Raw genomic sequence first — 14,300 nt, 5'->3', positions numbered from 1 at the left:
CGACACACGCCGATGGGGCGGCACCCGGACCGGGTGCCGCCCCATCGGCGTGTGCGCGGGACGGGGCTATCCGAGTGCCTTGCCCGGCAGTTCCACCTTCGCGCCGAGCTCCATCAGCTTGTCCATGAAGTTCTCGTAGCCGCGGTTGATCAGGTCGATGCCGTGGACGCGGGACGTGCCCTGGGCCGCGAGGGCGGCGATCAGGTAGGAGAAGCCGCCGCGCAGGTCGGGGATGACCAGGTCCGCGCCCTGGAGCTTGGTCGGACCGGACACGACCGCCGAGTGCAGGAAGTTGCGCTGGCCGAAGCGGCAGTCCGAACCGCCCAGGCACTCGCGGTACAGCTGGATGTGGGCGCCCATCTGGTTGAGCGCGGACGTGAAGCCCAGCCGCGACTCGTAGACCGTCTCGTGGACGATGGACAGGCCCGTGGCCTGGGTGAGGGCGACGACGAGCGGCTGCTGCCAGTCCGTCTGGAAGCCCGGGTGGACGTCCGTCTCCAGCGCGATCGACTTCAGCTGCCCGCCGGGGTGCCAGAAGCGGATGCCCTCGTCGTCGATCCGGAAGGCGCCGCCCACCTTGCGGTAGGTGTTCAGGAACGTCATCATCGAGCGCTGCTGGGCGCCGCGGACGTAGATGTCGCCCTCGGTCGCCAGCGCCGCGGACGCCCAGGAGGCGGCCTCCAGACGGTCCGACAGGGCGCGGTGGTCGTAGCCGCCGAGCTTGTCCACGCCGGTGATGCGGATCGTGCGGTCGGTGTCCATCGCGATGATGGCGCCCATTTTCTGCAGGACGCAGATCAGGTCCTCGATCTCCGGCTCGACGGCCGCGTTCGCGAGTTCCGTGACGCCCTCGGCGAGGACGGCCGTCAGCAGCACCTGCTCGGTCGCGCCGACGGACGGGTACGGCAGCACGATCTTCGTGCCGCGCAGCCGCTGCGGGGCCTCCAGGTACTGGCCGTCCGCCCGCTTCTCGATCTTCGCGCCGAACTGCCGCAGCACGTCGAAGTGGAAGTCGATGGGCCGGCCGCCGATGTCGCAGCCGCCCAGGCCCGGGATGAAGGCGTGGCCGAGGCGGTGCAGCAGCGGGCCGCAGAACAGGATCGGGATGCGGCTGGAGCCCGCGTGGGCATCGATGTCGGCGACGTTGGCGCTCTCGACGTAGGTCGGGTCGAGCACCAGCTCGCCCGGCTCCTCACCCGGACGGACCGTGACCCCGTGCAGTTGCAGCAGGCCGCGTACGACCCGCACGTCACGGATGTCCGGAACGTTGCGCAGTCGGCTCGGCTCACTGCCCAGCAGGGCGGCGACCATGGCCTTGGGTACGAGGTTCTTCGCACCGCGGACCCGGATCTCGCCCTGAAGCGGGGTTCCGCCGTGGACAAGCAGGACGTCGTCTGAGCCGTTGACGGTCATGTATCTCGCGTTCCGTGGAGTGGGGCAGGGCCGAGAGGACAGAGTAATCGCCGTGGACCCCGGTCCCGTAAGCCCGAGGAGCACTCAGCAGGGTCATGGCTGTGTCACAACACGAACCGTTTCCCGCCGGGCACATGGGGTCACCGCGGGCCGGGTCGCGGCGGCCGGGAGCCCGTCCCGCACGCGTGCGCCCGTCCCGCACCCCTCCTCGTGCCCCGGTTGCCTCCCCACACGCGGGGAAGATGGGGGATCATGTCTGGCATGACCGAGGTGTCCTCGCTCACAGGGCGGCTGCTCGTGGCAACCCCCGCCCTGGCGGACCCGAACTTCGACCGCGCGGTGGTGCTCCTCCTCGACCACGACGAGGAGGGCTCGCTCGGTGTCGTCCTCAACCGCCCGACACCGGTGGGCGTCGGGGACATCCTCGAGGACTGGGCGGACCTCACCGGTGAACCGGGTGTCGTCTTCCAGGGCGGTCCGGTCTCCCTCGACTCGGCGCTCGGCGTCGCCGTGATCCCCGGCGGCGCCGCCGTCGACGGCGCGCCGCTGGGCTGGCGGCGGGTGCACGGCGCGATCGGCCTCGTCGACCTGGAGGCCCCGCCGGAGCTGCTCGCCTCGGCCCTCGGCTCCCTGCGGATCTTCGCCGGGTACGCCGGATGGGGCCCCGGCCAGCTGGAGGACGAGCTGGTGGAGGGCGCCTGGTACGTGGTGGAGTCCGAGCCCGGTGACGTGTCCTCGCCCTCGCCGGAGACCCTCTGGCGCGAGGTCCTGCGCCGGCAGCGCAACGAGCTGGCGATGGTGGCGACGTACCCGGACGACCCTTCGCTCAACTGACGCGTGTGACCTTCAGTACCCTTGGCCGTATGAGCACTCTTGAGCCCGAGCGCGGCACCGGAACGGGGACCCTCGTAGAGCCGACGCCGCAGGTGTCGCACGGCGACGGTGACCACGAGCGCTTCGCGCACTACGTCCAGAAGGACAAGATCATGGCGAGCGCGCTCGACGGGACTCCCGTCGTGGCGCTCTGCGGCAAGGTGTGGGTGCCCGGCCGGGACCCGAAGAAGTACCCCGTGTGTCCCATGTGCAAGGAGATCTACGAGTCCATGGGTTCCGGTGGCGACGACGACAAGGGCAAGGGCGACAAGTGACCTGCCCCTCGGGCTGAGGCCCGGGGATTCCCGTGTTCCGTGCCGTGCCGTGCCGCCGCACGGCACGGCCTCGGCGGGGAGGCCGTGAAGTCCCTGGCCCTTGCACCTTGTTCCCGGCCCGGATTCCTTCCGGCGCGTCTTCGGGTGGCGGGAATTCGGCGGTCGATTCCCCGGCGGTGCGGTCGTCGCGGTCGCCTCGGTGCTCGTCCCGGCGGCCGTCGCGTCTCCCGCCGCGGCCGCCGCCACACGATTCCGGTTCCGCTTCCGGGTCACCCCGCCGGTCGTGTTCCCGGTGGCCTTCGGCATTCGGTATTCGGGATCCGTGTGCCGAGGGGTTTCGGGAAAGGCGTCCCCGAGGCGCCGAAAGGGGGGCCGCGCACCTCGACGGGGCGAGCCGTGCGCGATTCCCGCGGCGGATCCCTTTCCCTCTCGCGCCGCCGGTGTTCTTCCCCCGCGTGTGCTCTTCCCACGCGGGCAGCGACGATTCGTCTCCGGGCCCGGCGGAGCGGTGAAGGACCGACGTGACTTCTGGCAACGAGATCATTCCGGCGCCGCGCGCCGTCGAGGGCCCCGCACGGTGCGGGGTGCTGCTGGACGACCGCACCACCCTGTGGGCCGCGCCCGGCACGGAGACCACCGAACGCTGGCTGCGGGCCACCCTCGGCGCCGCGCTCGGCCTGCCGCTGCGGACCGGCCCCGAGCAGGCCCGCGACGGCGTACGGCTGCTGCTCGACGACACGATGGAGCCGGAGACGTACCGGCTGGGCGTCGGTGTCCGGGAGGGCGTCGAGATCCGCGGCGGTGACCCGGCCGGCGTCTTCTGGGGCGCGCAGACCCTGCGTCAGCTCCTCGGCCCGGAGGCTTTCCGGCGTGCTCCGGTGCGGCCCGGAACGCGTCACGGCATCCCGCACCAGATCATCGAGGACGGCCCGCGTTTCCGCTGGCGCGGTCTTCTCCTCGACGTGGCCCGGCACTTCATGCCCAAGGAAGGCGTCCTGCGCCAGCTGGACCTGATGGCCGCGCACAAACTCAACGTCCTCCACTTCCATCTGACCGACGACCAGGGCTGGCGCATCGAGATCGAACGCCACCCGCGGCTGACCGAGGTCGGCTCCTGGCGCTCCCGCACGAAATTCGGCCACCGCGCCTCACCGCTGTGGGACGACAGGCCGCACGGCGGCTTCTACACCCGGGACGACATCCGGGAGATCGTGGCCTACGCCGCCGACCGGCACATCACCGTCGTCCCCGAGATCGATGTCCCCGGACACTCGCAGGCCGCCATCGCCGCCTATCCGGAACTCGGCAACACCGACGTCGTCGACACCCGGGCGCTCTCCGTCTGGGACACCTGGGGGATCAGCCCGAACGTCCTCGCCCCCACCGACCGCACCCTGCGTTTCTACGAGGGGGTCCTCGAGGAGGTCCTCGACCTCTTCCCGTCGGAGTTCATCCACGTCGGCGGCGACGAATGCCCCAAGGACCAGTGGCGCGCCTCGCCCACCGCGCAGGCCCGCATCGAGGAACTCGGCCTCGCCGGCGAGGACGGACTGCAGGCCTGGTTCATCGGCCACTTCGGCACCTGGCTCGCCGCGCGCGGACGGCGGCTCATCGGCTGGGACGAGATCCTCGAGGGCGGCCTCGCCGAGGGCGCCGCCGTGTCGTCCTGGCGGGGCCGCGCGGGCGGGATCGCCGCCGCGCGCGCGGGGCACGACGTCGTCATGTGCCCCGAGCAGCAGGTGTACCTGGACCACCGGCAGGACGGCGGCGCCGACGAGCCCGTGCCGATCGGCTACGTGCGCGGCCTGGAGGACGTCTACCGGTTCGAGCCGGTGCCGCCCGAGTTGACGCCCGACGAGGCGCGGCACGTGCTGGGCGCGCAGGCCAACGTGTGGACCGAGACGATGGAGGACGCCGCGCGCGTGGACTACCAGGTCTTCCCCCGGCTCGCGGCCTTCGCCGAGGTCGCCTGGAGCCCGCTGCCCGCCCCGGAGCGGCGTGACTTCGCCGGCTTCGAGCGGCGGATGGCGGCCCACTACGAGCGCCTGGACGCCCTGGGCGTCGCCTACCGGCCACCGGGCGGCCCGAAGCCCTGGCAGAAGCGGCCCGGCGTGCTCGGCCGCCCGATCGAGGGGCCGCCTCCGGATTGTTGAGCCCGGACCGCTGAGCCCGGATTGCTGAGCCCGGACCAGGGCTCCGGTAACGGAAAAAACCCGGCAGGATCGCCGAAGGGTGGCAATTCACGCACACCGGTGATGTCGTCCGGAAAAGGACCGTCTCCCGGGTGAGGTGGGCGAATGCCTCCTGGCGGACCCCCGCGTTCAGGCCTTGCGAAGATGTGCCAGAGTTGCCACGTCCGCCCTGTCAGCACGTACCGTACGGCAGCACAGGTGGGACCAGGTGGGGCAGCGGGAAGGGGCAGCCGGTTTTGACCACGCACGCACCGCAGGCGGGGCAGGCCGTCACGCTGCCCGCGACACTGGACGAAGCCGTGGCGGCACTCGCCGTCACGCCGGCCGCCGTCCCCGTGGCGGGCGGCACCGACCTGATGGCCGCCGTCAACTCCGGCCAGCTCAGGCCCGCGGCCCTGGTCGGCCTCGGCCGCATCAGCGAGATCCGCGGCTGGCAGTACCAGGACGGGCACGCCCTGCTCGGCGCCGGACTCACCCACGCGCGCATGGGCCGCCCCGACTTCGCCGCCCTCATCCCGGCGCTCGCCGCCGCCGCGCGCGCCGCGGGCCCGCCGCACATCCGCAACGCGGGCACCCTGGGCGGCAACATCGCCTCCGCCTCCCCCACCGGTGACGCGCTGCCCGTGCTGGCCGCGCTGGAGGCGACCCTGATCATCGCGGGCCCGGGCGGCGCCCGCCGCGAGATCCCGGTGTCGCACCTCCTGGCAGGCATGGACATGCTGCGCGGCGGCGAACTCATCGGGTACGTGCGCGTGCCGCTGCTGCACGCCCCCCAGGTCTTCCTGAAGGCCACCGGCCGCACCGGCCCCGGACGGGCCGTCGCCTCCGTCGCCCTCGTCCTCGACCCCGCCCGGCGCGGAGTCCGGTGCGCCGTCGGCGCCATAGCCCCGATGCCGCTGCGGCCCCTGGAGGCCGAGCAGTGGGTCGCCCGGCTCATCGACTGGGACAACAACCGCGCGCTCGTCCCGGAGGCGCTCAACGCCTTCGGCGAGTACGTCGCCGCCGCCTGCATCCCGGACCCGGTCCCCGCCGAGGACGGCTCCGTGCAACCGCTACCGCCCGCCGTACTGCACCTGCGGCGCATCGTCGCCGCACTGGCCCGACGAGCACTGGGGAGGGCACTGTCATGACCGACGACCAGCACGGACAGGGCACGCCGCCGGGCGGCGGCCGCTGGGACCCGCTGCCCCAGGGCGACTACGACGACGGCGCCACCGCCTTCGTGAAGCTCCCCGAGGGCGGCATCGACGCGCTGTTGGCGGCCCGCGGCGACGGCAGCCCGCTCGCGGCGCCCGGCCACGGCTACGTGCCCCCGCCGATCGAGGCGACGCACGACGGGACCGACCCGGCGGCCGGCGACGGCACCTGGGCGGACCCCGCCGCCGGCGCCGACTGGCCCGCGCCGGCGGGCGGGACGGCCGGCGGCGACCGGTTCACGTACCACCCCGGGGCCACCGGCCAGTGGACCTTCGACGACGCGGGCGCGCCCGCCGAGCCCGCCCCGGCGCCCGGCCACGACGTGACCGGCCAGTGGTCGATCCCCGTCGCGGGCGGCGATCTGCCCGACGAGTCGGGCGAGTTCACCACCTCGGCACTGGTCGAACAGTGGGGCGGCGGCACGCCCCCGGCCACCCTGCCGGGCGGCGCCTCCGCGCCCTGGGCGCCGGAGCCCGCACCGGACGAGCGGTCCTGGGGCGACGGCACCGACGGGGCCGGCGTCCCGCTCGCCGAGGCCGCCGGCGCCCGCCCGGAAGCCACCGCCTTCGGGTACCCCCCGCGGTACGACACGGACCCCGCGTCCCACGAGCACCCCGGCGCGCACCCCGCGCCCGGGCAGCCGTACGAGGCCGCGCCCGGTCCCGTGGCGGCCCATCAGGCGCCTCCGGAGGCTCCCGGGGACCTCGGCGGCACGGAAGGCGCTCACGAGCCCGCAGAGGCCGCCGAGCCCACCCGGCCGGCAGCCGCACCGGCCCCGGACCCGGACGCCCGCCCGGACGGGCACGTCGAACACGGCGGGTACGGCGAACACCGCGAGCACGACGAACGCCGCGAGTACGACGAACGCCGCGAGTACGACGAGGGCTACGGACGCGGCGAGCACGGCGAGCAGACCGAACCCGCCGGACAGGCCGAACCCGCCGGACAGGCCCACGCCGCCGAACCCCCCGCGCCCGCCGAACCCCCTGCACCCGCCGAATCGGCCGGCCCCGGCGCCGCGTCCACGCGCGTGGACGACGGCGCGGAGGCCGGGCCCGCGCCGGGGGCGGCCCACCACGACGACCACCCCCTCGCCTCCTACGCCCTGCGCGTCAACGGCTCCGACCGGCCCGTCACCGACGCCTGGATCGGCGAGTCGCTGCTCTACGTCCTGCGGGAGCGGCTCGGACTCGCCGGCGCCAAGGACGGCTGCTCCCAGGGCGAGTGCGGCGCCTGCAACGTCCAGGTGGACGGGCGCCTCGTCGCCTCCTGCCTGGTCCCCGCCGTCACCACCGCCGGCAGCGAGATCCGTACCGTCGAAGGTCTCGCCGTCGACGGGCCCTCCGACGTGCAGCGGGCGCTCGCCCGGTGCGGGGCCGTGCAGTGCGGTTTCTGCGTGCCCGGCATGGCGATGACCGTGCACGACCTGCTGGAGGGCAACCCCGCCCCCACCGAACTGGAGGCCCGCCAGGCGCTCTGCGGCAACCTGTGCCGCTGCTCCGGCTACCGGGGCGTCCTCCAGGCCGTCCAGGACGTCGTCGCCGAACGCGAGGCGCACTCCTCGGCGGACACCGAGCCGGACGGCGACGAGGCACGTATCCCGCACCAGGCGGGCCCCGGCGCCGGAGGCATCCACGCGTCGGCGTTCGACAACCCCGCGCAGCCCCACCCGCACGACCCGGCGTACGGCCAGGACGGAGGCCAGGCGTGACCGACGAAGCAGCCACCGCGACAAGCCCCGCGGAGGCCGCCCCGGCCCCCGAGCCGATCCCGCACGGCCTCGGCGCCTCCCTGCCGGCCGCCGACACCCGCGCCAAGACCGAGGGCACCTTCCCGTACGCGGCCGACCTGTGGGCCGAGGGCCTGCTCTGGGCGGCCGTGCTGCGCTCCCCGCACGCCCACGCGCGCATCGTCTCCATCGACACCACCCACGCGCGGGAGATGCCCGGCGTACGGGCCGTCGTCACGCACGAGGACGTGCCCGGCGGACCGCTGCACGGACGCGGCCGGGCCGACCGCCCGGTGTTCGCCTCCGAGGTCGTGCGCCACCAGGGCGAGCCCATCGCGGCCGTCGCCGCGGACCACCCCGACACCGCGCGGATGGCCGCCGCGGCCGTCATCGTCGAGTACGAGGTGCTCGACCCGGTCACCGACCCCGAACTCGCCTTCGAGGCCGAGCCGCTGCACCCCGACGGCAACCTGATCCGGCACATCCCGCTGCATCACGGCGACCCGGCCGTGGCCGGCGAGATCGTCGTCGAGGGCCAGTACCGCATCGGCCGCGCCGACCCCGCGCCCATCGGCGCCGAGGCCGGCCTCGCCGTCCCCAGGCCCGACGGCGGCGTCGAGCTGTACCTGGCCTCCACCGACCCGCACAGCGACCGGGACACCGCCGCGGCCTGCTTCGGCCTGTCATCCGATCAGGTGAAGATCGTCGTCACCGGTGTGCCCGGTGCCACCGCCGACCGCGAGGACCAGGGCTTCCAGCTCCCGCTCGGCCTGCTCGCGCTGCGGACCGGCTGCCCGGTCAAACTCACCGCCACCCGCGAGGAGTCCTTCCTCGGCCACGCCCACCGCCACCCCACCCTGCTGCGGTACCGCCACCACGCGGACGCCGAGGGCCGGCTGGTCAAGGTGGAGGCGCAGATCCTCCTCGACGCCGGCGCCTACGCCGACACCTCCGCCGAGGCCCTGGCCGCCGCCGTCTCCTTCGCCTGCGGCCCCTACGTCGTCCCCAACGCCTTCATCGAGGGCTGGGCCGTCCGCACCAACAACCCGCCCTCCGGTCATGTCCGCGGCGAAGGGGCGATGCAGGTCTGCGCCGCCTACGAGGCGCAGATGGACAAACTGGCCAAGAAGCTCGGCGTGGACCCGGCGGAGCTGCGGCTGCGCAACGCCATGGCCACCGGCGACGTCCTGCCGACCGGCCAGACGGTGACCTGCCCGGCGCCCGTCGCCGAACTCCTCCAGGCCGTCCAGGACTTCCCGCTGCCCGCCCTGCCGAAGGACACCCCCGAGGAGGACTGGCTGCTGCCCGGCGGCCCCGAGGGCGCGGGCGAGCCGGGCGCGGTGCGCCGGGGCGTCGGCTACGGCCTCGGCATGGTCCACATGCTCGGCGCGGAAGGCACGGACGAGGTCTCCACCGCCACCGTCAAGGTCCAGGACGGCGTCGCGACCGTCCTGTGCGCGGCCGTCGAGACGGGGCAGGGCTTCACCACCCTCGCCCGCCAGATCGTCCAGGAGACCCTCGGCGTCGACGAGGTGCACGTCGCGCCCGTCGACACCGACCAGCCCCCGGCCGGCCCCGGCTGCCGCGGCCGGCACACCTGGGTCTCCGGCGGCGCGGTGGAACGCGCGGCCAAGATGGTCCGCACCCAGCTCCTCCAGCCCCTGGCCCACAAGTTCGGCATGTCCACCGAACTCCTCCAGATCACCGACGGCAAGATCACCTCGTACGACGGCGTCCTGTCGACGACCGTCGCCGAGGAACTGCACGGCAAGGAGCTGTGGGCCACCGCGCAGTGCCGCCCGCACCCCACCGAGCCGCTGGACGGGGCCGGCCAGGGCGACGCGTTCGTCGGCCTCGCCTTCTGCGCGATCCGCGCGGTCGTCGACGTCGACATCGAGCTGGGCTCGGTGCGGGTCGTCGAACTGGCGGTCGCCCAGGACGTCGGCCGGGTGCTCAACCCGGCACAGCTCGCCGCCCGGATCGAGGCCGGCGTCACCCAGGGCGTCGGCATCGCCCTCACCGAGAACCTGCGCACCCCGCGCGGCCTGATCCGCCACCCCGACCTCACCGGCTACGCCCTGCCCACGGCCCTGGACGCGCCGGACATCCGGATCGTCAAACTGGTCGAGGAGCGGGACGTGGTCGCGCCGTTCGGCGCGAAGGCGGCCAGCGCGGTCCCGGTCGTGACCTCCCCGGCGGCGATCGCCTCCGCCGTGCGGGCCGCGACCGGCCGCCCGGTGAACCGGCTGCCGATAAGGCCGCAGGCGGCCGTCGTCACGAGCCAGTGAGCCCCGCCCCCGCGTGACGGGGTGCGGGAGTACGCCCCCGGTGTCGGCGGGGGAGGCCCGCGGCTGCGGCTGCGGCACCGGCACCGGTTGTCGGCGCGGGCCGCCGCGGGCAGGGACGCGCGCGTGGGACGGATGTCTGGCACCTGACGCCCGACGCACGTCGGGCGGGACGCGCCGCCCGGCGTCCGTCCGACGACGGCGTTCACCGGACCGGACCGGCCTGACCCGACCGAACCGAAGTGGACCGGCCTGACCGGACCCGACCGGACCGCACGCGCACGTCACGCACCGGACTCCGGCCGTAAACCGCGGAGTCGTCCGCGGGGGAGAGGGCGGTGCGATCCTCGCGGGGAGGGAACGCGCGCGCGTGGCCCGACGTCCTTCCTGCCGAGGGCCGTTGTCAGTGGTGCCGCGTAGGGTGCGGAGCAGTGGGACGGCGAACTTCACGCACGGGGGACCGATGAGCACGACCAGCACCACCGCCGGCACGCCGGTGATCACCCTCTCCGAGGCCGAGCTGGATCCGTACGTCACCCACGTGCCGAGCCGCCGCTGGCTGACCGGCCCCGGACTGCCCGACGTCGGCGCGCTGGTGACGTTCGAGGCGCTGCGCGCGGACGGCCTGCGCCCGCTCGCCGACTCCACCGCCGACCCCGACCACCTGCTCCCCGAGGACCTGCGCGGCCAGCTGGTCATCGGCGGACTCCTGGGCCAGGCGGGCCCCGAGACCGAGTCCGTGCTCCTCGACGGTGCGACCGGCGAGATCACGACGACGTACTTCCTCCACGACCGTCCCGACCTGATGGACCGCCGGCCGCTCGCGCCCTCCCTGGAGAAGCTCGTCCGGTTCGCCACGGCCGCCGACGAACTCGCGGCGCTCAGAGGCCAGTTCGCGGCCTACGCCGGGCGTTTCGGGCCCGACGCGGTGGCCGAGGCCTCCGGACAGCTCCTCGCGCTGTACGAGTCGGGCGCGGACGGCGAGGTGCCCCCGTTCTGGCGGCTGGCCGCCGTGATCCGTCCCCTGGCGCTGGTCGCGGGCCCCGGCACCCGCTCCGGGCTCGCCCTGGACCTGCCGCCCCGGCTGCTGGACGAGGAGTTCGACACCGGCGCGATCGTCCGCTTCGAGGAGGTCGACTTCCCGGCCGCCCTCTCCCACGAGCCGACCCGCCGCTTCCTGCGGGAGACGGGACTGCCCGAGGAGTGCGTCTGGTTCTCCCTCGACCTGGACGTCCCGCTGCCCACCCTCGCCGAGCACTGGGCCGACGAGCCGCACACCGAACTCCCCGAGGAGGCCGACCGGCTGATCCGCCTCGGCCACCTCGTGGAGGACACCAGCCTCGTCCTCGACGGCACCACCGGCGCGGTGCTGGCCTGGAGCGAGACGGAGTCCAGGCTCCGCCCGCTGAACGCCGACATCTCGACGCTGGCGTTCACCCTCTGGCTCGTCCACCGCGAGCACACCCTCGACGCCGAACACGAACTGACCGAGGCCTACGACCAGTTGGCCGCCACCATGACCCGCACCCTGGCCGCCCTCGACCCGGTCGCCTGCGACCCGACCCCGAGGACGCCCACCGACGACGGCTGGCGCTACTGGCCGGGCATGTTCGAGGACGAGGCGGGCGGCGGACTCTACGCATAGCCGTTGCTCAGAGCCTCAGTGGCTCTCAGCGTTCCGGGCGTTTCGGCCCGGAAGGTCCGTCGCGTCACCAAAGCGTGAGGGCTTCGGTTTGGGTACGGTCTCTCGTTTCCTCCTGCCGCTGGTGCGGCAGGGCTGCGCCACCTGCCCGCCCCGCCTCCGCCTTGCGGCGGGGGCGGGTGGCGCGGGTCTTCCGGTCGGCTCCACGAGGTTTCGACACCGCCGGGGCGGTGTCCTGGTCTCCGGCCACTCCGGTACCAGTCACGCAGGCTGCCGCGAGAGCGGCGAGGTTGAGCGCGGCGTTGTCGTCCCGGTCGATGACCAGACCGCATGCGTCGCATTCGTAGGTCCGCATGTGCAGCGGCAGCTTGGCTTTCACCGCGCCGCACCCGGAGCAGGTTTTGGATGAGGGGTACCAGCGGTTGGCGACCACGAGGCGGGTGGCGTGGCGCCGGCGGGTCTTGTAGTCGAGCTGGCGTCGGATCTCGCCGAATCCGGCATCGGCGATCCGGCGGGCCAGACGCCGGTTACGGAGCATCCCGGCGACGTTGAGGTCCTCGACCACAACGGTGCCGTACTCGGCGGCCACGCTCGTGGTGAGTTTGTGCAGGGCGTCTTCGCGGAGGTTCGCCACGCGATGGTGGACCTTGTTCCGCTGGGCGTTGGCCTTCTCCCACCGTCTGGACGGCTTCTGCCCGGTGCGCCGGTCGGGGCCCTGGCGGCGGGACACGATGCGGGAGGCGCGCCGCAGCTGCCTGCGCGCCCGGTTGTAGTGCCCGGGGTTGGCGACGGTGCGGATCTCGCCCGTCGAGTCGGCCATCACCGCCAGGGTCTTCACGCCCAGATCGATCCCGACCGCCGTGTCCGGCCGGGCGACCCGTGTGAGGTCGCGCTTGACCTCGGCCTGGAAGGAGACGAACCAGCGTCCGCGTTCGTTCCGGACGGTCGCCGACAGGATCCGCGCCGTCCCGGCCTGCACCCGGGCAAGGAGGCTGTTGGTGGGCTCGTGGGTGCGGATCGTCCCCAGCCTCGGCAGCGTGACGTGCCGGCCGTCGGTGTCGACGCGGATCGTGCCGGTGGTGAAGCGGCAGGACAGGCGCGCTTTCCGCTTCGACTTGAACCGCGGCGTACCCATCCGCTTGCCACGCCGTGTGCCGCTCTTCGACTTGACGTAGTTGTCGAACGCGGCCGACGCGTTCGCCAGGCCGGTGGAGTACGCCTCCTTGGAGTTCTCCTCCCACCAGCCGCAGAACCGCGGGTCGGTCGTCTTGGCCTGGTTGAACGCCTTGCGTAGCGATGGCAGCGACCACGGCCGCCACTCGGTCAGTTCCGCCTCGGCGATGCCGTACGTTTCCTCGGCCCTGCGCTGCCACCAGCAGGCGGTGACCCAGCCGACAGCCCAGTTGTACGCGGCACGCGCGGCACCGCAGTGCGAGCGCAACGCGTGCTCCTGGACGGCGTTCGGGTCCAGGGCGAACCGGTACGCCTGCACCACGAAACCAGGCTGCGGCCTGAATTTCTTCACTCGGCGGCCTCCCCGGTCGCCACCGCGACCGCGCGGGCGGCCCGGTTCTTCGCCGCGCGCCGCCCGTACAGACGCGCGCACATCGACGTGAGCACATCGGTGATGTCTCGCACCAGGTCATCAGCGGTCTCGGCGGGGTCGAGGACGACCAGGCGCCGCCCGGACGCAGTGAGGACGGCCTCCAGATGCTCGACGCCGAACCGGGCCAGCCGGTCACGGTGCTCCACCACGATCACCGCCGCCTGTGGGTCGGACAGAACCCGGTGCAGCTTGCGGCGCCGCCCGTTCAGTCCCGAGCCGACCTCGGTGACGACCTCGGCGACTGCCAGACCCAGCCCGTTCGCACCGGCCACCACCCGGGCCACCTGCCGGTCAAGGTCACTCTTCTGGTCCGCCGACGACACACGGCAGTACGCCACGACACGGCCGGACATCTCCGCAGCGGGTTCATCGACCAGCCACGTACCGGACGGGGTCTGGCGCACCGGGACCGGCATACGGCCCTCTTTCGCCCACGTCCACGCGGTCTGGTAGTGCACGCCATTGCGCACCGCCCACTCGGAAAGTTTCACACGGTCAAGATAACAGTTGAGAAAAGCTGAGGTTCACTGATGAACTACGCAGCAGTTGTCACCCCCGGTCCGCGCCGTAAGGTCCCCCGCATGGACTGGCCGGCCCCCGTGAACACCCTGACCGGCGCGGCGATCGGCATCGGATCGACCCTGCTCGCCGACCGTCTCCGCTGGCGCCGCGACCGCGAAACCCTCGACCGGGACACCCGCCGGCAGGCGTACGCGGCGTTCATGGCCGCGCTGTCCGACGCGTACACCCGCCTGCACGAGACCGCCGGCGAGCCGCTCCCCCCGGCGGAGGCCCGCGCGGCCGCCCACGGGGTCTTCACCTCCAGCAACCTGTACCCGCTGCGCTACGAACTGGCCCTGATCGCCCCGTGGGACGTCATGGCCCCGGTCAACGAGGCCTTCTGGAAGGTGCGGGCCCTGCGCGACCTGGTGGCGACGGGCACCGCCACGGACGCCCCGGAGTTCCGGACCCACGTGCGCGACTACCTGACGGCCACGGAAGCGGCCCAGGCGGCGATGCGCGAGGACCTCGGCACGTCGTGGCCACAGGGCGCAGGACGGGAACCGTAGAGCGCGCACGCCCGCGGC

11 protein-coding genes are annotated in these 14,300 nt (G+C 73.5%); 8 read left to right on the top strand and 3 right to left on the bottom strand.

Annotated elements, in window-relative coordinates; translation table 11 throughout:
- Nucleotides 1–66: 66 nt before the first annotated feature.
- Nucleotides 67–1,413 (bottom strand): UDP-N-acetylglucosamine 1-carboxyvinyltransferase, encoded by a 1,347-nt coding sequence (gene murA / locus ACH4N1_RS27905; protein WP_363088558.1) that lies wholly within the window; start codon nucleotides 1,411–1,413, stop codon nucleotides 67–69.
- Nucleotides 1,414–1,674: 261 nt separating this feature from the next.
- Here murA and ACH4N1_RS27900 point away from each other — a divergent pair, with 261 nt between their 5' ends.
- The 7 genes from ACH4N1_RS27900 (at nucleotide 1,675) to ACH4N1_RS27870 (ending at nucleotide 11,609) form a co-directional block, all read left to right on the top strand.
- Nucleotides 1,675–2,247: a YqgE/AlgH family protein gene (locus tag ACH4N1_RS27900; RefSeq protein WP_363088557.1), complete on the top strand. Its 573-nt coding sequence runs from the start codon at nucleotides 1,675–1,677 to the stop codon at nucleotides 2,245–2,247.
- A gap of 29 nt (nucleotides 2,248–2,276) precedes the next feature.
- Entirely contained in the window at nucleotides 2,277–2,561 is a 285-nt protein-coding gene (locus ACH4N1_RS27895) for a DUF3039 domain-containing protein (protein WP_280881958.1), read from the top strand.
- A 521-nt stretch (nucleotides 2,562–3,082) separates the two neighbouring features.
- Nucleotides 3,083–4,714 carry a beta-N-acetylhexosaminidase gene (locus ACH4N1_RS27890; protein WP_398101213.1) on the top strand — a complete coding sequence of 544 codons (1,632 nt, stop codon included), beginning with the start codon at nucleotides 3,083–3,085 and terminating at the stop codon, nucleotides 4,712–4,714.
- A gap of 275 nt (nucleotides 4,715–4,989) precedes the next feature.
- Nucleotides 4,990–5,883, top strand: a complete 894-nt coding sequence (locus tag ACH4N1_RS27885) for an FAD binding domain-containing protein (RefSeq protein ID WP_382788650.1) — start codon at nucleotides 4,990–4,992, stop codon at nucleotides 5,881–5,883.
- On the top strand, nucleotides 5,880–7,661 hold the full coding sequence (locus ACH4N1_RS27880; RefSeq protein WP_398101210.1) for a 2Fe-2S iron-sulfur cluster-binding protein: 1,782 nt from the start codon (nucleotides 5,880–5,882) through the stop codon (nucleotides 7,659–7,661). Before ACH4N1_RS27885 ends, ACH4N1_RS27880 begins: the two co-directional genes overlap by 4 nt.
- Nucleotides 7,658–9,967, top strand: coding sequence for a xanthine dehydrogenase family protein molybdopterin-binding subunit (locus ACH4N1_RS27875; RefSeq protein WP_398101208.1), 2,310 nt, complete (start codon nucleotides 7,658–7,660; stop codon nucleotides 9,965–9,967). The genes ACH4N1_RS27880 and ACH4N1_RS27875 overlap by 4 nt, the downstream gene beginning before the upstream one ends.
- A 460-nt stretch (nucleotides 9,968–10,427) precedes the next feature.
- Nucleotides 10,428–11,609, top strand: coding sequence for an SUKH-4 family immunity protein (locus tag ACH4N1_RS27870; protein WP_398101206.1), 1,182 nt, complete (start codon nucleotides 10,428–10,430; stop codon nucleotides 11,607–11,609).
- Between the two features lie 64 nt (nucleotides 11,610–11,673).
- Here ACH4N1_RS27870 and tnpB read toward each other — a convergent pair whose 3' ends face one another.
- Together tnpB and ACH4N1_RS27860 are read right to left on the bottom strand one after the other, a co-directional pair.
- Nucleotides 11,674–13,131 carry an IS607 family element RNA-guided endonuclease TnpB gene (gene tnpB, locus ACH4N1_RS27865; RefSeq protein WP_398101204.1) on the bottom strand — a complete coding sequence of 486 codons (1,458 nt, stop codon included), beginning with the start codon at nucleotides 13,129–13,131 and terminating at the stop codon, nucleotides 11,674–11,676.
- A complete protein-coding gene (locus ACH4N1_RS27860) occupies nucleotides 13,128–13,703 on the bottom strand; it encodes an IS607 family transposase (RefSeq protein WP_398101202.1) in 576 nt (191 codons plus the stop codon). The genes tnpB and ACH4N1_RS27860 overlap by 4 nt, the downstream gene beginning before the upstream one ends.
- A gap of 90 nt (nucleotides 13,704–13,793) precedes the next feature.
- On the opposite strand from ACH4N1_RS27860, the gene ACH4N1_RS27855 reads away from it, so the two are divergent.
- Nucleotides 13,794–14,282: a hypothetical protein gene (locus ACH4N1_RS27855; RefSeq protein WP_398101200.1), complete on the top strand. Its 489-nt coding sequence runs from the start codon at nucleotides 13,794–13,796 to the stop codon at nucleotides 14,280–14,282.
- Nucleotides 14,283–14,300: the final 18 nt, after the last annotated feature.

The organism is Streptomyces sp. NPDC017202 (assembly GCF_044331705.1).
Lineage (GTDB): Bacteria > Actinomycetota > Actinomycetes > Streptomycetales > Streptomycetaceae > Streptomyces.
This window is presented reverse-complemented; position numbering and strand designations above follow the sequence as displayed.